At 51.5% G+C, this 16,908-nt stretch carries 14 protein-coding genes and 6 tRNA genes; 11 read left to right on the forward strand and 9 right to left on the reverse strand.

Features of this window, described 5'->3' with window-relative positions:
* Positions 1 to 166 precede the first annotated feature (166 nt).
* The 3 genes from QT397_11375 (at position 167) to QT397_11385 (ending at position 4,527) form a co-directional block, all read left to right on the forward strand.
* Complete coding sequence (locus QT397_11375; GenBank protein ID WNZ57903.1) at positions 167 to 2,302, forward strand: TonB-dependent siderophore receptor; 2,136 nt, start codon at positions 167 to 169, stop codon at positions 2,300 to 2,302.
* Between the two features lie 110 nt (positions 2,303 to 2,412).
* Complete coding sequence (locus QT397_11380) at positions 2,413 to 2,991, forward strand: hypothetical protein (GenBank protein ID WNZ57904.1); 579 nt, start codon at positions 2,413 to 2,415, stop codon at positions 2,989 to 2,991.
* Positions 2,992 to 3,018: 27 nt separating this feature from the next.
* Positions 3,019 to 4,527, forward strand: coding sequence for a PepSY domain-containing protein (locus QT397_11385; protein WNZ57905.1), 1,509 nt, complete (start codon positions 3,019 to 3,021; stop codon positions 4,525 to 4,527).
* Between the two features lie 70 nt (positions 4,528 to 4,597).
* Here QT397_11385 and QT397_11390 read toward each other — a convergent pair whose 3' ends face one another.
* The 3 genes from QT397_11390 to QT397_11400 all read right to left on the reverse strand — a co-directional run bounded on the left by QT397_11390 (position 4,598) and on the right by QT397_11400 (position 6,432).
* Positions 4,598 to 5,056 carry a GNAT family N-acetyltransferase gene (locus QT397_11390; protein WNZ57906.1) on the reverse strand — a complete coding sequence of 153 codons (459 nt, stop codon included), beginning with the start codon at positions 5,054 to 5,056 and terminating at the stop codon, positions 4,598 to 4,600.
* A gap of 84 nt (positions 5,057 to 5,140) precedes the next feature.
* The gene (locus QT397_11395; protein WNZ57907.1) at positions 5,141 to 5,857 is read right to left on the reverse strand and encodes an alpha/beta hydrolase; all 717 of its coding nucleotides are present in this window, start codon (positions 5,855 to 5,857) and stop codon (positions 5,141 to 5,143) included.
* Between the two features lie 59 nt (positions 5,858 to 5,916).
* Positions 5,917 to 6,432: a PH domain-containing protein gene (locus QT397_11400; GenBank protein ID WNZ57908.1), complete on the reverse strand. Its 516-nt coding sequence runs from the start codon at positions 6,430 to 6,432 to the stop codon at positions 5,917 to 5,919.
* Positions 6,433 to 6,533: 101 nt separating this feature from the next.
* Here QT397_11400 and QT397_11405 point away from each other — a divergent pair, with 101 nt between their 5' ends.
* From QT397_11405 to QT397_11415, 3 genes are all read left to right on the forward strand, one after another.
* Entirely contained in the window at positions 6,534 to 7,445 is a 912-nt protein-coding gene (locus tag QT397_11405) for a patatin family protein (protein WNZ57909.1), read from the forward strand.
* A gap of 40 nt (positions 7,446 to 7,485) precedes the next feature.
* The gene (locus QT397_11410) at positions 7,486 to 7,995 is read left to right on the forward strand and encodes a GNAT family N-acetyltransferase (GenBank protein WNZ57910.1); all 510 of its coding nucleotides are present in this window, start codon (positions 7,486 to 7,488) and stop codon (positions 7,993 to 7,995) included.
* A gap of 142 nt (positions 7,996 to 8,137) precedes the next feature.
* Positions 8,138 to 8,617 carry a GFA family protein gene (locus QT397_11415; GenBank protein ID WNZ57911.1) on the forward strand — a complete coding sequence of 160 codons (480 nt, stop codon included), beginning with the start codon at positions 8,138 to 8,140 and terminating at the stop codon, positions 8,615 to 8,617.
* Between the two features lie 70 nt (positions 8,618 to 8,687).
* On the opposite strand, the gene QT397_11420 is transcribed toward QT397_11415, so the two are convergent.
* The 6 genes from QT397_11420 to QT397_11445 all read right to left on the reverse strand — a co-directional run bounded on the left by QT397_11420 (position 8,688) and on the right by QT397_11445 (position 10,001).
* Positions 8,688 to 8,764: transfer RNA gene (locus tag QT397_11420), tRNA-Asp, on the reverse strand.
* A gap of 48 nt (positions 8,765 to 8,812) precedes the next feature.
* Positions 8,813 to 8,888 (reverse strand) — tRNA-Val (locus QT397_11425).
* Positions 8,889 to 9,202: 314 nt separating this feature from the next.
* Positions 9,203 to 9,279, reverse strand: a tRNA-Asp gene (locus QT397_11430).
* A gap of 49 nt (positions 9,280 to 9,328) precedes the next feature.
* A tRNA-Val gene (locus tag QT397_11435) sits at positions 9,329 to 9,404 on the reverse strand.
* Between the two features lie 396 nt (positions 9,405 to 9,800).
* Positions 9,801 to 9,877 (reverse strand) — tRNA-Asp (locus QT397_11440).
* Positions 9,878 to 9,925: 48 nt separating this feature from the next.
* Positions 9,926 to 10,001, reverse strand: a tRNA-Val gene (locus tag QT397_11445).
* Positions 10,002 to 10,176: 175 nt separating this feature from the next.
* On the opposite strand from QT397_11445, the gene QT397_11450 reads away from it, so the two are divergent.
* The 5 genes from QT397_11450 (at position 10,177) to zipA (ending at position 16,780) form a co-directional block, all read left to right on the forward strand.
* On the forward strand, positions 10,177 to 10,704 hold the full coding sequence (locus QT397_11450; protein WNZ57912.1) for a cytochrome c-type biogenesis protein CcmH: 528 nt from the start codon (positions 10,177 to 10,179) through the stop codon (positions 10,702 to 10,704).
* Positions 10,701 to 11,558 carry a c-type cytochrome biogenesis protein CcmI gene (ccmI, locus tag QT397_11455; GenBank protein WNZ57913.1) on the forward strand — a complete coding sequence of 286 codons (858 nt, stop codon included), beginning with the start codon at positions 10,701 to 10,703 and terminating at the stop codon, positions 11,556 to 11,558. The genes QT397_11450 and ccmI overlap by 4 nt, the downstream gene beginning before the upstream one ends.
* Entirely contained in the window at positions 11,534 to 11,929 is a 396-nt protein-coding gene (locus tag QT397_11460; protein WNZ57914.1) for a hypothetical protein, read from the forward strand. The genes ccmI and QT397_11460 overlap by 25 nt, the downstream gene beginning before the upstream one ends.
* 304 nt (positions 11,930 to 12,233) lie before the next feature.
* Complete coding sequence (gene smc / locus QT397_11465; protein ID WNZ57915.1) at positions 12,234 to 15,737, forward strand: chromosome segregation protein SMC; 3,504 nt, start codon at positions 12,234 to 12,236, stop codon at positions 15,735 to 15,737.
* A gap of 26 nt (positions 15,738 to 15,763) precedes the next feature.
* Positions 15,764 to 16,780, forward strand: coding sequence for a cell division protein ZipA (gene zipA / locus QT397_11470; protein WNZ57916.1), 1,017 nt, complete (start codon positions 15,764 to 15,766; stop codon positions 16,778 to 16,780).
* The last annotated feature ends 128 nt before the right edge of the window (positions 16,781 to 16,908 follow it).

The following is a 16,908-nucleotide window of genomic DNA, read 5'->3' on the forward strand; positions in this document are numbered from 1 at the left end:
TTAATGCCGTATTTCTTGTCCCTAATCATGTCATCGCTCTTTTTAGTAAAAAAATGTTCCAATAATGTTGTAGATGATAACGATTCCTATTAGGATTCGCGCCCAGTTACCTGGGTCACAGTTTGACTGTGATCCATCCAAATTCAGTTGGCGTTGAGGGATCTCCATGAGTACCGCTCGAATTAAAAGTATGCAAAAAGCTTCTCCTGTAATTTCTGGAATCAGCCGCTCTTTATTGGCGTTGGCTATTGCTGCGGGCGGTTCTTCTGTGGCGTTCGCTGCGGATAACACAGATGAGCGTATTGAAGAGGTTAATGTTACGGGACATCTGAACCTTTCCCGTCAGACCTCTGTGGGCAAGCTGGATGTTTCCGTACACGAAACCCCTTTTTCTGTGACTGTACTGGACAATGACTTTTTCAACGATATCGGCTCGAAAACGGTTCAAGATGTTCTGCAATATACGCCAGGGGTGAATGGCGGAACCTACGGCGTTGATGTCCGTGGTGATTGGTCTCTGGTGCGCGGTGTTGATCCTGCGATTTTTATTGATGGCCTTCAGTCTATATTCGGTAGCTACACAAGTGCCCGTGCTAATCTCTACGCCTATGACCGCATAGAAGTTCTCAAAGGTCCTTCCTCTGCACTTTATGGACAGGGTTCTACCGGTGGTATCGTAAACTTAGTATCCAAGCGCCCGCAGAGAGAGTTTGGTGGAGAAGTAGTGGTTCAAGCTGGTAGCTATGACCATCAGGCATTTGCTACGGACGTCACTGGCTCCATGGATAGTGATGGTGAGTGGCTTTACCGAGTTGTAGGTTATAAGCGATCTGCGGATACCCAAGTAGACTATGTCAATAATGACAGCACTTTGCTGATGCCATCTATCTCATGGCGTCCGAGTGAGAACACCGAGATTACTTTCCAGACTACTTACCAGGATGATGAGAGTGGTACCTCTACAGCATTCTTGCCCTGGGGTGGTACCCGTATTGATAACGCCAACGGTGATATCCCAACTGACACTTTCCTCAGTGAGCCAGGTTGGGATAAATATAATACAGAGCAGATCGCTTACAGCATTTGGGCTGATCATCGCTTTAGTGATAACTGGGGTGTAAATGCCAGCATCCGCTATGCCAAAGGTGAAGTAGACTACAACACCATGTATGGCAGCTTCGACTACTCTCGCCTCAACCCTAATATCACTGAGATGCAACGTGTTGCGTTTTCCAGTGAAGCCAGTACAGACATGTTGATTTTTGATTTACGCATGTCTGGTGAGTTAACTACAGGTATTGTCGATCACCAAGTTTCATTCGGCTTGGATAGCCAGGATGCTACTACGGATAATGATTATGGCTACGCTTATGGTGGTGTGATCAATATCTTCGAGCCGGAGTATGGGTATATTCCAGAAGACATAGTGATTGCGAATGGACCGGAGACAGATACCGAGCAGCTGGGTTTTTACTTCCAAGACCATATGACAATTGGAAACCTGATAGTAACTACTGGTGTTCGTAGGGACTCCACCGAGTCGCAAACTGAGGGTTCCCCGGTTACTGTGGATGATGATGCTACCACCATGCGCTTGGGTGTGATGTATGCATTTGATATGGGTATTTCTCCTTACATCAGCTACTCCGAATCCTTTGAGCCTGTAAGCGGTTCAGATCGCCACGGTGACTCCTTCAAGCCAATTGAGGGCGAGCAGGTAGAGGTTGGTGTGAAGTACCAGCCAGAGGGAACCAACTTGCTGGTTACCGCTTCAGCTTACGATATTGTGCAGAAAAACCGCCTCACTACAGACCCGGTTGATATCACTTTTGACACTCAAACCGGTGAAGTTTCAATTGATGGTGTTGAGCTAGAGGTAACTGGTAAATTAGGTAACCTTAGTTTGGTAGCTGGCTACAGCACCACCAACACCGAGATCACCGAGAGTAATGTTGCCGGTGAAGTCGGTATTGCGATTGAGGCCGTTCCAGAGGAGCTAGTGACTATTTGGGGCGACTATGACCTGAGCGCATTGCTTCCGGGGCTGAGTATTGGCATGGGCGCTCGTCATGTTGGCGAGAGCTACACCGGTGTTGAAGATCCCACGGGAACCTTCCCATCGTACAACCCGTCTTACACCTTATATGACGCATCGATCGGATATACCTTGGATAGCTGGCACTTCCAGCTGACAGGAAAAAATTTGTCTGATGAAGTACATACTACAGCTTGCCTGAGTCGCGGTGACTGCTTCTACGGTGAGCGTCGTTATGTAACGGTAGAAGCACATTACATTTTCTAAGTTAGTGTAGACTGGGAGCCTGTCCGCAGGGGGAGTCTGTGGGCGGGCTCCCTTTTTTACGTTTAAGCAACCAGACGAGAGGCGAGTCTCTCGCAGTTATGGTTATGCCAATGTCTTTTTATATGATTGCAGGAGCTTCCAGCGCCTTTGCTCTGGCCGGGATTCTGCTCCTTTATTCCGCCTGGTCCCGCAGAGGGGCAGAGCCCGTGCGCCGTTGGGGTGGTTGGGGAGCCATGGTGTTGTCGGCTTTTGGGTGGAGCTCAATTGTTGGGGTGGAATATGGAATCAGTGTTGCCACTTTAATAGTGATGCTCGTAGCCTTTGCTTTATTGGCTCTTAAGGGTGACTGGCCCAGTGGCCCTAGGCCCGTTGAAAAACAGCGCTCGGGAACACCCGAATCTCAAGCCCTGCTTCCATTGTGGTTGCGGGGCTTCTTGCGTTTTATGGCTGCCTTTCTTTTGCCCGCAGCCAGTGGTTTGATCGCCGGTTTGCTTTTCTTTGGTTTTACCGGGTTTTCTGAAGCTGTCCGCTTGGTCGGCGGAGCCTTCCTGTCGGTGATAATCTGGACCCTGGCGATGGTTTGGTGCTGTGCCGATAAAAAGCTTCTGCGCCCTTCGGCTGCCATGTTGGCTTATTCGGTGGTCAGCGGCTTGTTGCTGACCTTTGCGCTTCCCGCTTCGGCAGCATAGATCAACGGACTTGAGTAGGAATTTAACGTGAAATTTTCCTTTAAACCGACCCCTGGCTTTGTCCGTGATATGACCGATGGACACTCAGTTCTCGGCCTGGCGGTATCCACTCTTTTATACATTGTTTGTGTCAGCGGAACACTGGCGGTTTTTTACAATGAGTTCGAACGCTGGGAGCAGGCCTCCGAGTTGGAGAACCTCAATGTTGAAGCCTCTGTGTATCGGACGGCTACAGAAAATGCTATTGCGTTAGCTAAGCAGGAAAAAGAGGATCTCGATTCAATTACCTTCACCATCCCTAATCAGGATAAGCCCAGATTGATGGTTGAAGTCGGCGATATGGAGCGATATGTCGCTGAAGATGGTTCCCTTTTGGGCAAGGTGGAGCATGAGTGGACCCACTTCCTGGCCTACCTGCACTACGCGCTCAACCTTCCTGTTGGTTATGGGGTCATCCTGGTTGGTTTGATCGGGATGGTGATGTCCGCTCTGATCGTCTCCGGTTTGCTGGCCCATCCCAAAATTATTAAAGACGCTTTCTCTTTCCGCCTTTCTGGCTCTAAGCGTCTTCAGCAAGTGGATTTGCACAATCGCCTGGGGGTTTGGGCCTCTCCCTTTCATCTTGCCATAGCCATTACCGGGGCTTTTATCGGGTTGTCCCAGGTAGCCGCTTTTGCAATTGCCGGCGTATTCTTTGAGGGTGATACGGAAAAGGTAGAGCACATGCTTTACGCGGATCATCCGGTGATGGAGGAAAACGCCCCTGAAGTTGATTATCCGGATTATGCTGCAATTCTGGCAACAATGGATCGTATTGCACCGGAAGAAGAGCGCACTCGTTTAGAAGTGGCATTTCCTGGACGTGAAGGCCAGGTTGTTGAGGTGTGGACCCGGGTTCCAGAGCGGTTGGTCTGGGGTGAGCGTTACCACTTTAATCCCGATGGCAGCCTGATTGAAAAAGAAGGTTGGTCTGAGGGGGACGCGGCTAAACAAGTTTACCTTTCTACGTACCGTTTACACTTTGGCCACTTTTCCGGTTTCCCAGTGAAAGTTGCTTACTTCCTGCTGGGGGTGGGGATGTGTTTGCTGGTGGTATCCGGTATCAATATCTGGTTTGTTCGCAAGCGTCAGCGCGGCAATCCCGCCGTACGTTTGGAGCGAGTCTGGATGGCTCAGGTATGGGGTGTACCATTTGCGATTGCTCTGAGTGCGGTGACTTATCTGGCATTTAAGCTAAATGCTGCGCAGGTGTTCTGGCTGGTGACCTTGGTGTTAAGCGTTGCGGCTGCCTTCATGGGGACAGTGACCAAGTGGTCTATGTCTCTGCGTATTGCCACAATTATCGCTTGCGTCGGTGCAGTTGTAGTGCACGTTGCTCAGTTTGGTGAGGATTCCTTTGTGAGAGCATCACTGGTCGTTAATGTTGTGTGGTTGCTAATTGCTGCTGGAATCGCGGCCTCTTGCCTTTATAGCAGGGCGCGTCAGTCGGATAGCGAGCCTGTATCCGCCGGTGCCAATCCACTGGGTAGCAACTAGATTTTTGGGGTCCCGCAGTGCCTCTGCAGGGCCCCCAAAACTTCTATCGGACTTACAAGGTCCCTTTCAATTAATTGGCAGGGCGTAACATCTCGATATGCGGGATGCCGTCTTCCTGATATGGCTCAGACACCTGCTCAAAGCCAAATTCCCCGTAAAATCTATCCAAATGTTGTTGAGCTGAAATGCGAATACCAGTGTTGGGGTATTCTTCGCATGTGTGCATTACGGCTCGGCGAATCAGCTCCTTGCCCAGGCCTGTTCCGCGACTGGCTTCTGCGGTTAATACTCTTCCTATCGAAGGTTCCCGGTATTTAAGACCTGGGAAAACAACTCTCAGGTAGGCCATAACCTGCGGGTTATTTTCGTCTCCCTCCCAGCAGATCAGGTGCCAGGAGTGTTGGTCTTTGCCATCGGCATCCTGATAGGGGCAATCTTGTTCTACCGTAAAAACTTCCTGCCTTACTCGCAAAACTTCGTAAAGTTGACTGAGCGTAAGCTCTTTAAAGCTGCACCATTGCCACTGCATAAAGGTGAATTCCAAATTATTGTCACTAATTTTGTATTGTGATTGGAGTTAAAAGGTATAGATTATTTATAAGATCGATTAATTTTAATTGGATGCCTGATTGCCGGCTCTATGAAAGAATCCATGCTTAAGGTAATGGATAACTTGCGAGATAACTTTTTTATCTTTCATCATAAACACATGGGTCACTGGCATTTGCAGATGATCATTCATGCCATCCAGTTTTGTGCTGGATACGGAGACTTTACCATCATCGGTTTCTGGGATAAGGCGGGACAGGATCAAGTTGATGCTGCGAGTGCCGGCAATAATACCTACATCAAAATCTGCACTACCGAGCTTGTTGGGGACGCTCATCTCGCCGGTACCCAACTGCAGCCCAGCATCGCCAAACATAAACTTGAAACCGGGGAATGTTCCCAGTTTATCAACTACTTCGCTGCCTTTATTGGGTGGGCCCAACATGACAACGCGATTCAGGTTTTTGATTTCAGCTGAATGTAGATATTGCCTTACCAGAATGCCGCCCATGGAGTGAGTGACAAAATTGATTTCTTCCGCGTTACCGCACTCCTCGACAGCAGGCGCTATGGCCATGCTGGCCAAGGTTTCAATGGAGTGCTTGGTCGAAGGGTAATCAATATTGACCGTTTGGAAACCTTCGGCATCTATGGCCTTTGCCAGTTTCTCCATTGAGCTATCTGATTTGGCTAGTCCATGCAATAAAATCACACAAGCGGAGTGAGCACTTGCTGATAGCAGCGTAAATGCGGCGGCAATTATAAAAGCGAACTTTTTCATCGGTTTGAACTTCCTGTCGACTTCTCGTGCCTATTCGTGTGGCGTTGTTGTCGGAGCAATTAATTTGGATTGGGTTGAAGTTGGCAGTGTTGGCGGAGAATGTCCGCTGCCCGCTCCGGTTTATCGGGGGTGATCACGATAGTTTGTGTAGCCAGACGCAGTACGACAGATTTTTGCTGATCGGTAGCAAATGCACGATAGCGCCCCAATTTTTGGTTTTGAAACAGGCCTATATAGCCAAATAAGCCGGAGTTGCCAAAGATGCGGACTGATCCTTGCATGGCGGTTGAGTCGGGGAATGCTTCAGATAGCCCCTCCAAGGAGATGGTGGTTTTCCAGCCCGGGCGCAATATCAAGAGGTTGCCATTTTTGATGGCGTAACCACGGATGGCAAAGAAGGCGCTGAGAGCCAGTATTGCAGGCGGAAGTGCTATGGCAATGCTATAGAGGGTAGATGGAGCAGCTGGTGCTCTCGATGCCAGAAAGAGCGGCAGTCCCAGTAGGAGTAATGTGCATATGGCACTGATAATTTGGAGCTGGCGGCTCCACGGCGCTTTAAACGCGATTGTTGGCATACTTGGTTTAACTCAACGGATTACCTGAATGCCTCAATCATAGTGCTATTGGAATCTGCTTGGCAAAGGTAGAGATGGTTTGGTTTTAACGGTTGCTCGCTATGGAAGACTGTATTTTGATTAACGAGAATTCCCAGTCAGCCCTTGTGGTTGAAGGGGGTGCTATGCGGGGGATTTTCGCTGCAGGCGTATTGGATGCATTTTTGGAGGCGGGCTATCGGCCATTTGATTTTGCGATCGGTGTATCCGCAGGCTCCACCAACTTGATTGGTTATCTGGCGGGAAATCATGGGCGAAGTCGGCAAATACTAATGGACCATGCCCGGCGGGCAGACTTCATCGACTGGCGCCGCTATCTCCGAGGCGGTCATTTTTGTGATATTGGCTGGTTGTGGCATGCGTCATATCAGGATATTCCGCTCAGTGTCGATAGTTATGTTGAGAATGGAATACCGCTTTATGCCGTGACTACCAGTATCAACACGGGGGAGGCTAGATACCTGAAAGTAACTCCAGAAAATATGCACGAGGTTTTCCCGGCCTCTTGTGCCATTCCGGTTGCTTACCGGGGGTTTCCTGAAGTGGATGGGGAGCCTATGACCGATGGCGGTCTGGCTGATTCGATACCGATTATTCAGGCCTATCAGCAGGGGGCTAGGAATATAACTGTTATTCTTTCGCGCCCTCTGGGGTATCGGAAAATTAAGGGGCCTGCTCCAAAATTTATCAAACAGTTTTTCCGTGATCATGCCCGGCTATTTGAGGCCGTGCTGGAGAGGGGGAGAAATATAATCGGGCTCTGGAGTTTATCGAGGTGCCTCCAGAGGGATGCCAGGTTTCGGTTATTGCGCCTCCAGACAATTTCCCGGTTAAGCGTTTTACTCAAGAAGCAGAGTTGCTTGAGGAAGGTTATGAGAGCGGCAGGACCCGGGGTTGGGAATTTCTTCGTGAGCTTCCCGGTCAGCGGGACTCTTTGCCGTCAATTGAATAGTGGTGCCGGTAAAGTGGGTTGATTGAGCTTAATCAGAATGTGAATGGTGAGGTAATCGACTGGTGGAAATACGTTTGCTCGGAGTGACAGATGCGCCCGCCATATCTGCTTTTTATCTATCTAATGAAGAGCACCTGAAGCGCTGGGAGCCCATTCGCGAGCCCGGTTTTCACAGTTCCGGGTCCTGGATTCGACGCATAAGCTCTGGAGGAATTTTAAAGTTTGCTGCATTAGAGTCCGGGTGTGATCAGTTACTGGGTGTTTGCTCTTTGACGAATATCATCCGAGGCCCATTTCAGGCCTGTAATATGGGATATGCAGTTGACCAGTCCCACGAGGGGCGGGGCTTAATGGGGAGCTTGTGTCGACATGTCGTTGATTATGCTTTTGACACCCTAAATTTGAATAGGGTGATGGCTAACTACATGCCTGGTAACGATAGGTCGGCAGCTCTGCTGGAGGCATTGGGCTTCGTTGTCGAGGGTAGGGCGGCAAAATACCTGAAGATCAATGGATGTTGGGAGGATCATATCCTCACGGCGAAGCTAAACCCCAGATCCTTGGATATTTAATGATGTTCGTTGAATGAGGCGCCAAATGGCATTTACTTCACTGTGTGTCTATAGGAGTCTTGGGTAGGACTGAGATATTGTTGCTAACCTATTGCGATTTCATGGACGACTTCGAATAACAGTTTTGCGGAAGGAGAAAGGGATGAATGGGAAGTGCCTATGCGGTGGGGTTGAGTTCCAACTGGAAGAGCCAATTCCAAACCTTTACCAATGCCATTGCTCACTCTGCCGCAAATTGAGTGGTTCCGCCTCGGATACTGCCATGTTTATTAGCCGGGATCAGTTTCGCTGGGTGCGGGGCTTAGACAGAATCTCTTCATTCCGGACTCCTACGGGCTATCGATCTGACTTTTGCGGTGGATGCGGAAGTACAGTTCCTCACTTAATGAGTAATACAACGCACTTCTGGGTGCCTGCTGGATTGCTGGAGGGGGATATCGATGGGAAGGTCGTGGCCCATCTTTGCACTGAATCCAAAGCATCCTGGGATGAAATTTCTGGTGAGGCGGAGTGCTTTAACGAAATGCCGGAGCTGGAGCGATTGATGCATCTATTGCATGGCGGCGAAGAAGCAGTGGATGGGGAATGGGAGGAGAGCCAGGCGGCTTCAGCTGAAGTTTAAAAAACCAAACTCTTTTCTAATTAGCGCATACAAAAAAGCCCCGCTCTTGCGAGCAGGGCTTTTTTGTATATGGCGGACCGGACGGGACTCGAACCCGCGACCTCCGGCGTGACAGGCCGGCATTCTAACCAACTGAACTACCGGTCCGCATTCCTGCTTCTCTTGGTTGCTCTTGCCGGGCAAGAGTAAGAGAAGTGGTGGGTGGTACAGGGGTCGAACCTGTGACCTACGGCTTGTAAGGCCGTCGCTCTCCCAACTGAGCTAACCACCCCGTGTCAGGAGCTGCGTATCATAATGATTTTTTTACTTAGGTCAACAACTTAGGGAAGTTTTTCTAAAAAAGTTTGCGTCTGGCTTTAAGTGTGAGAAGCGGGTGTGTATTTGAAGAAATTGCTGCTCGTCTATTGGCAATATTTGGTAATAAAACAGGGTGCTACTTTCATTGCCCCGGTTTTCTATTAATTTTGTTAGTCGGTCTGCACAGTTTGTGGTGGGGAGTGGGGAGGTGGTTGTGTATTGAAAAGTGGTTTTGAATTTTTCATATACAAAAAAGCCCCGCTCTTGCGAGCAGGGCTTTTTTGTATATGGCGGACCGGACGGGACTCGAACCCGCGACCTCCGGCGTGACAGGCCGGCATTCTAACCAACTGAACTACCGGTCCGCATTCCTGCTTCTCTTTGGTTGCTCTTGCCGGGCAAGAGTAAGAGAAGTGGTGGGTGGTACAGGGGTCGAACCTGTGACCTACGGCTTGTAAGGCCGTCGCTCTCCCAACTGAGCTAACCACCCCGTGTCAGGAGTTGCGTATCTTAATGATATTTTTTTTGCGGTCAACAATTTTGTTGGGAGATTTTTAAAAATTTTTTTAAGAATAAAAAACATCCAAAAATTGTTTAAAAATTAATTAATTAGAGGATTTTTTGAGGGTTCTTTAAGCTGTTTTTATCGATCAAAATCAGCTGCGTAGAAATTCAGAAAATAAAAATTCAGGCTAGAGAAAATTGTTGCAGAAAAATTTTGCCAGCACGGGGCTCGCACTATTTTTTTACGCTGAGATTTGGTTATTTTTTTGTGGCTCTTTCAAATTTCCAGCGTAAGCAACTGAAAATAAAATATGAGAAAAATGAAAAGATATGAGGCACAAACAAAAAAGCCCCGCTCTTGCGAGCAGGGCTTTTTTGTATATGGCGGACCGGACGGGACTCGAACCCGCGACCTCCGGCGTGACAGGCCGGCATTCTAACCAACTGAACTACCGGTCCGCATTCCTGCTTCTCTTGGTTGCTCTTGCCGGGCAAGAGTAAGAGAAGTGGTGGGTGGTACAGGGGTCGAACCTGTGACCTACGGCTTGTAAGGCCGTCGCTCTCCCAACTGAGCTAACCACCCCGTGTCAGGAGCTGCGTATCTTAATGATATTCTTCGTGGCGTCAACGCCTTTTTTGAATTTTTTTTGTCTTTCAATGAGTTAACGCGCTTTTGTGTGAATTCGTGGGCGTGTCCGCCGGGGGGTGACACTGTTATAATCGCCCCAATTCCCGTTAGTTAGAGCGTGAGAAAAGCTGTGACACAGAAGACCTGGCTGGCCCAACTTGTACTGGCATTCGGTATGTTTTGCCTGTCCATCGCTGCACATGCGGTAGTGGAGACACAAAAATTGTCCTCTCCCGAGCTGGATGCAAGGTATCGCGTGCTTATTGAAGAGATGCGCTGCCCCAAATGTCAAAACCAGAACCTGGCAGACTCCGATGCGTCTATTTCCTCGGACTTGCGTCGTGAAATCCGCCGTTTGCTGGAGGAAGGATTTACGGACCAGGAAATCGTTGACTACATGGTGGCCCGCTATGGGGATTTTGTGCTCTACCGCCCACCTGTTCAGAAAAATACCTTGATCCTGTGGTTGGCTCCGGGAGTTTTTGCCGTTTTCGGGCTTCTGGCCTTGATTGTGATCGTGATGCGCTCAAAAAGTGGTACCGGGGCTCGCCAAGATGACGGCAGTGGGGAACTCACTGATGATGAGCGGCGTCGATTAAAGCAGTTGTTGGGAGAAGGAGCTGTAGATGAAGGTGATAGCGGGAAGGAAGGTAAATGATTGATATCTGGTTTGGTGTAGCCCTATTGCTACTGTTGGTAGCTTTTGTATTTCTGATTCCTGCTTTGAGAGCTGCAGGCAGACGTCGCAGCGGTAGTAGCAAGCGAGAGGCTATGGCAGCGCTCTACCGGGAGCGCAGTAAAGAACTTCGCGCTGCGGTGCAGAGCGGTGCGATGGATGAAAAGCAGTTTGCCCAGCTGGAGGCAGATCTCGCGCGGGAACTGCTGGCGGCTCAGCAGGAAAGTCAATCTGGTGAAGCCAGGCAGGGTGGCGGCCGATTGCTAATCGGCCTGGCGGTTTTGGTGCCTGCAATTGCAGCAGCTGCCTACGGGTTTTCCGACCGACCGTCCGAAGTAGCTTTGTATCGCGATATGGTGGCGAGCCAAGGTGGGCACACCTCTTCGGAGGAAGAGGCAAAAATCACCCGTCAGTTGCAGGAGCGGGCTAAAACTCATCCAGATGATCTTAGTAGTCGCTATATATTGGCGCAGCGGCTACTGGTGAGTGGCGATTTGGCTGGGGCGGTAGATTCCTATCGCTATGTTGTGGCTCGCGAGCCACAGGCGGCCAACGTTAAGGCTGAGCTGGCACAAGCGCTATTTTTTGCTGGCGGTTCCAAGATTACCGATGAAATCCGCTCCTTGATCAAGCAGGTGTTACAGGTGCAGCCATCCAATGGCACTGTGCTGGGCTTGGCGGGTATTGCCGCTTTTGAAGATGGGGACTACCGCAAGGCTCGCCAGCATTGGCAGCTAGCACTTAGCCAGCTTCCCCAGGATCTGCAGCAGCAGAGGCGCTTCAGGCTGGCGTTGCCAGGGCCGAAAGCGCTTTGGCAGACAGCGGTGAGGCTGTAGCGGTGCAGGCAAAGGTAGAAACGAAAGAGAAAGGCCCGCAGATTCGAGTTCAGGTCAGTTTGGGGGAGGGAGTTGAAGCCCCAGAATCTACCCCGGTATTTATCTATGCACGCAGTGCTGCGAGCCCGATGCCTCTGGCTATCGTGCGCCTCACGGCTGGGCAGTTACCGGCAGAGGTTGTGCTGGATGAGTCCCGAGCAATGATGCCTGGAAGCTCCATCGCCACTGTCGACTCTGTGCAGTTGGTAGCGCGACTGGCCATTAAGGGAGATGCGCGTCCGGCCCCGGGGGATTGGCAGGGAATGATTAGCGAGTTGCCTAAATCCCGCTGGAGTGAAACTCAGTCAATAGCCATCGATAGTCAGCTGTAACTGGCTGTGACTGTCGAAAATGAGGTCACAGTGTAAGCTGTGGCCTCATTTTTATTTGCGGCCGGATGGCATTCTTGCGTCTAATTGGCCTCAAGCTCACATTGCCCCGATATTGATGAGTTCTATTGGGGCAAGTTGGCATTTGGTAGCGATCGTCATGTTTGACTTGACCGCTGCTTGGTCGGATTGATAATCCCGACTGAACATTACTGTGAAGAATAGCGCTGAATGCTCTGGCGACACCAAGTAATATTAAAGGTTTGGTGTCCCGCCCGGCAGAGAAAAATATCGAGTTTATAAATACATGCGTCTGAAGTGCATCAAGCTAGCGGGCTTCAAGTCTTTTGTTGACCCTACCACTGTCTATTTTCCGACAAACCTCAACTCGGTGGTGGGTCCCAATGGCTGTGGTAAATCCAACACCATCGATGCGGTGCGCTGGGTTATGGGGGAATCCTCCGCAAAGAACCTGCGCGGCGATTCGATGACGGATGTTATCTTCAATGGCTCCAGTGGCCGTAAGCCCGTGGGGCAGGCCTCGATTGAGTTGGTATTTGATAACTCTGAGGGCAAGCTTTCTGGAGCCTATGCGTCTTTCTCGGAGATTTCCGTCAAGCGCAAGGTAACCCGGGAAGCACAGAACACCTATTACCTGAATGGCGAGAAGTGCCGCCGCCGCGATGTAACCGATCTCTTCTTGGGTACCGGCCTTGGCCCACGCAGCTACGCCATTATTGAGCAGGGCATGATCTCCAAGTTGATCGAAGCCAAGCCCGAAGAGCTGCGCGTCTATATCGAAGAGGCCGCCGGTATCTCCAAATACAAGGAGCGCCGCCGGGACACCGAAAACCGGATGAGACGGACCTCTGAAAACCTTGAGCGCCTCACGGATATCCGCGATGAGCTGGATCGCCAGTTGTCCCGACTGGAGCGACAGTCCGCAGCAGCGGAAAAATACAGCCGATTTAAAGAGGAAGAGCGCAGCCACAAGGCTAATCTTCAGGCGCTCAAATACCGCGAACTGGATGACCAATCCAAGGCCAAGCAGCAACAAATAGGTGAGCTTGAACTCACCGTTGAAGAGCTGGTTACCCGCCAGGTCACCTGTGACACAGGCATTGAGCAAAAGCGCGTGGGGTACCACGAGCTGTCTGATAGCTTTAACGAAGTCCAGGGACGCTTTTACGCCGTCGGTGGAGATATCGCCCGCTTGGAGCAGAGCATTGCCCACGCTCGTGAGCGCTCTACTCGCCTGCATTCCGATTTGGCGCAAACCGAACAAGAATATCGCGAGGCGGAGACCAATCTCGAAGTGGATCGCGAAAAAGCGGCCCAGTTTGAGGAGGAGCTTGAGATTATTCTGCCGGACCTGGAGATGGTTTTGGCAGCAGAAGAGGAGTCTGCTGCGGCACTGCTCGAATCTGAAGAGCAGATGCGCAATTGGCAGAACGAGTGGGACCAGTTTAACCAGGGTGCCTCTGGCTCCCGTCAGAAAGCTGAGGTACAGCAATCCCGCATCCAGCACTTGGAAACTTCTGGCCAGCGGCTGCTGGAGCGGGTCAACAAGCTATTGGCGGAGCAGTCCGGCCTCCAGGTCTCTGACGACGATGAAGAGACACTGCAGCTGAACGAGCAGATGGCCGAGCTGGAAATGCAGGCTGAAGAGCGCCGCGAGGAAGCGGCAGAGCGTCGCGAGTCTCTGGATAGTCTCCGTGTGCAGGAGCGGGAGCTGGCTACCGAACTCGATCAGTTACGCTTGCAGCTGCAAACCGGGCGAGGCCGTCAGGCGTCTCTGGAAGCCTTGCAACAAGCTGCTTTAGGGCAAGGCAAGGCAGTTGAGAATTGGCTGCAGCAGCAAGCCCTGGCTGACAAGCCCCGGCTCGCCGACCAGATTAAAGCCCAGCCCGGCTGGGAAACCGCAGTTGAAACTATCCTCGGTCCCCAATTGCAGGCGGTATGTGTCGAGCAGCTCGAGTCCGTGGCTGAAGGATTGGCGGCACTGGAAAGCGGTCAAGCGGTTCTGATCGATAACAGTGCTGTAAATAGCAGTGCGAAGGGAGCACTTCCTTCGCTGCAGGATATGGTTCAGGGGCCGGCCTCTCTCTCCGGCATCTTGGCGGGAATTTATACCGCAGAGGATTTGACTGAGGCGCTGTCCAGGCGCGCGAGTTTGCGAGCTCATGAGTCTATTGTGACTCGCGATGGGCTCTGGCTCGGCCCCAACTGGTTGCGAGTGAATCGCGCCAGTGATGCAGAGGCCGGGGTCCTGGCGCGCAAGCAGGATCTTGAAACCCTGGGGCAGGAGTTGGCCCTGTGTGAGGAGCAGATAGAGAGTATTGCCGAGCGACGCGAGTCCCTGCGCACGCAAACGGTCGATCTCGAGCGCTCCATCGAACAAGCTCGCAATGAGTCCGACCAGCTCGGGCGTCGCGAGGCAGAGCTGCGCAGCCAGTTGTCCGCCCGACGGGCGCGTGCGGAGCAGATGAATGAGCGCCGTATCCGAATTGAGCAGGAAATCGGTGAGGTGCGTGAGCAGCAGGAGTTGGAAGGGGAGTCCCTGTCGGAAGCTCGTCTAATGCTGCAGGAAGCTGTCGAGGCGATGAGTGATGATACCGATCGTCGTGAAACGCTAATGGCACGCCGGGAGGAATTGCGCGAAGCTTTGGATGCCGTGCGCCAGCGTGCGCGGGAGGACAAGGATCGCGCCCATGAACTGGCTATGCGCGAGCAGTCAGTGCGCACCCAGATGGTGTCTCTCGAGCGCACTTTGCAGGTGATGAGCGAGCAGCTGGAAAGGTTGCGCAGTCGTCGTCAGCAATTGCAGGAGCAAATGGAGGAGACCCAGGACCCCTCCCAGGATTTTCAGGCTGAGTTGGAAGAAAAACTCGGCGAGCGTATTGAGGTGGAAACGGAACTCGCCGATGCGCGCAAAAAGCTGGAAGAGGTTGAGACCGGCCTGCGTGAGCAGGAACAGGAGCGCCACAAAGTGGAGGCGGCTCTTCAGGGAGTGCGCGTCCAGCTTGAGCAGGAGCGTCTCGCTGCGCAGACTCTGGAAGTGCAACGAAACGGATTGGTAGAGCAGCTGCGCGAGAGCGAGCACGATATCGATCAGCTGCTCGAACAGTTACCTGGCGATCTGACGATTAAACAGGTACAGGAAGATTTGGAATTGGTAGCTGCGCGTATCTCGCGTCTCGGGCCGATTAACCTCGCCGCTATCGATGAATACAAGCAGGAGTCTGAGCGCAAGAACTACCTGGATCGCCAGCATGGGGATCTGATGGAAGCGCTGGAGACCCTGGAAAATGCAATTAAGAAAATCGACAAGGAAACGAGAACCCGCTTCAAGGAAACTTTTGATCAGGTAAATGCGGGCCTGCAGGAACTCTTCCCGAAAGTTTTCGGTGGTGGTAATGCCTATCTGGAACTTACCGGTGAAGATCTGCTCGATACTGGTATCGCGATCATGGCCCGCCCGCCGGGCAAGCGCAACAGCACAATCCATCTGCTCTCGGGTGGAGAAAAAGCGCTGACGGCGATCGCATTGGTATTCTCGATTTTCCGTCTGAATCCAGCACCTTTCTGTATGTTGGATGAGGTGGATGCTCCCCTTGACGATGCTAACGTTGGTCGTTACGCACGAATGGTTAAAGAAATGTCAGAACACGTTCAGTTCATCTATATTACCCACAACAAGATCGCAATGGAGATGGCGGATCAGTTGCTGGGGGTTACCATGCACGAGCCGGGTGTATCCCGACTGGTGTCGGTGAATGTGGAAGAAGCAGCCGAGCTGGCTTCTGCATAAGGGCGTAAAGGGAGAGGCGCTAAAAAATGGATAACTGGCTGGTTACAATCCTGGTTGTCGTTCTGCTGGTCGTTGTGGTCGATGGCATACGCCGGGCGATCTTGCGACAGCGCGCGGCAGTTAAGGTCTCCCGCAATCTGTCGCGGGCCATGCAATCTGAAGTAAAAAATGAAGCTGATCCGGTCTCAGAGAAGGCTGAAGAAGAACCCCCGGTCCGCAAACCCCTGGAGACGCGAGAGCCCAAGCCTGCAAACAGCGAATTGCCCGGGCAGGCTCGCGTTGTTCAGCGCCGTCCGCTAGAGGATGCGCTACATGTGAATCGCCAGGTGCAGGAGAGCTTTATTTCCTCGCGCAAACCGCTCGCTGGCAGCAATCCCCAGAGGAGTCCGGAAGAGCAGGGTATCCTCGATTTGGAAGAGCAAGTCCCCACCCTGATGGAGTCGGTCGGTGAAGAGCAACGCTATGAGCCTGCATTAGATGAGGCTGAAAGCCTAAATGCGATGGATAGCGCTCACAGTCCTGAGCATGAAGCTGTGCATGAGGATTCTCAAGCCGAGCGATCTTCTCAGTCTCCAAGCTCTGGCAGTGTTGGTGAAGGTGCTCCCACCCGTGAGGTGCTGGTGATTAATGTAATGGCGCCAGAAGGGGATTACTTCGAGGGTAATGATTTACTTCGGGTAATGGTTGCCTGTGGCATGCGCTTTGGTGAAATGAATATTTTTCACTACCATGAGCACGGCGGTGCTGATGGGGCCATTATCTTTAGTCTCGCCAATATTGTTGTGCCCGGCGTTTTCGACCTGGCCCAGATGGAAGAATTTGCCACGCCGGGTGTTAGCTTGTTCCTGACACTACCTGTGGAAGGCGAGGCGATTAAAGCTTTCGATCAACTGCTTTCCACCTCATACAAAATTGCCGAGCTGCTCGGTGGCGAATTGAAGGATGAGAATCGCAGTGTATTTACCGCGCAAACGGCGGAGCATTATCGTCAGCGGGTTGTGGAGTACCAGCGCCGCAGGACTTTAGCGATGGCGCAAAGCTAACTCGCAATCTCTACATAATTGTTGCCATTTTTAATGCGGCCCGGGATGCCGGCTGATTTTCATTTTGGAAATTAGCCGTAAGCTCGGGCCGTATTTGCATGTAAAATCGAAATAATTTTCTAACTATT

The sequence above is a fragment of the Microbulbifer sp. MKSA007 genome (assembly GCA_032615215.1).
In the GTDB taxonomy this organism is placed as follows: Bacteria; Pseudomonadota; Gammaproteobacteria; order Pseudomonadales; family Cellvibrionaceae; genus Microbulbifer.

What these genes read in the sequence shown, in the direction of transcription:
- QT397_11395 (WNZ57907.1), bottom strand. Translation starts at nt 5,857, where the DNA reads ATGAAAAAGTTCGCTTTTATAATTGCCGCCGCATTTACGCTGCTATCA.
- QT397_11375 (WNZ57903.1), top strand. Translation starts at nt 167, where the DNA reads ATGAGTACCGCTCGAATTAAAAGTATGCAAAAAGCTTCTCCTGTAATT.
- QT397_11400 (WNZ57908.1), bottom strand. Translation starts at nt 6,432, where the DNA reads ATGCCAACAATCGCGTTTAAAGCGCCGTGGAGCCGCCAGCTCCAAATT.
- QT397_11380 (WNZ57904.1), top strand. Translation starts at nt 2,413, where the DNA reads ATGTCTTTTTATATGATTGCAGGAGCTTCCAGCGCCTTTGCTCTGGCC.
- zipA (WNZ57916.1), top strand. Translation starts at nt 15,764, where the DNA reads ATGGATAACTGGCTGGTTACAATCCTGGTTGTCGTTCTGCTGGTCGTT.
- ccmI (WNZ57913.1), top strand. Translation starts at nt 10,701, where the DNA reads ATGATTGATATCTGGTTTGGTGTAGCCCTATTGCTACTGTTGGTAGCT.
- smc (WNZ57915.1), top strand. Translation starts at nt 12,234, where the DNA reads ATGCGTCTGAAGTGCATCAAGCTAGCGGGCTTCAAGTCTTTTGTTGAC.
- QT397_11390 (WNZ57906.1), bottom strand. Translation starts at nt 5,056, where the DNA reads ATGCAGTGGCAATGGTGCAGCTTTAAAGAGCTTACGCTCAGTCAACTT.
- QT397_11405 (WNZ57909.1), top strand. Translation starts at nt 6,534, where the DNA reads ATGGAAGACTGTATTTTGATTAACGAGAATTCCCAGTCAGCCCTTGTG.
- QT397_11415 (WNZ57911.1), top strand. Translation starts at nt 8,138, where the DNA reads ATGAATGGGAAGTGCCTATGCGGTGGGGTTGAGTTCCAACTGGAAGAG.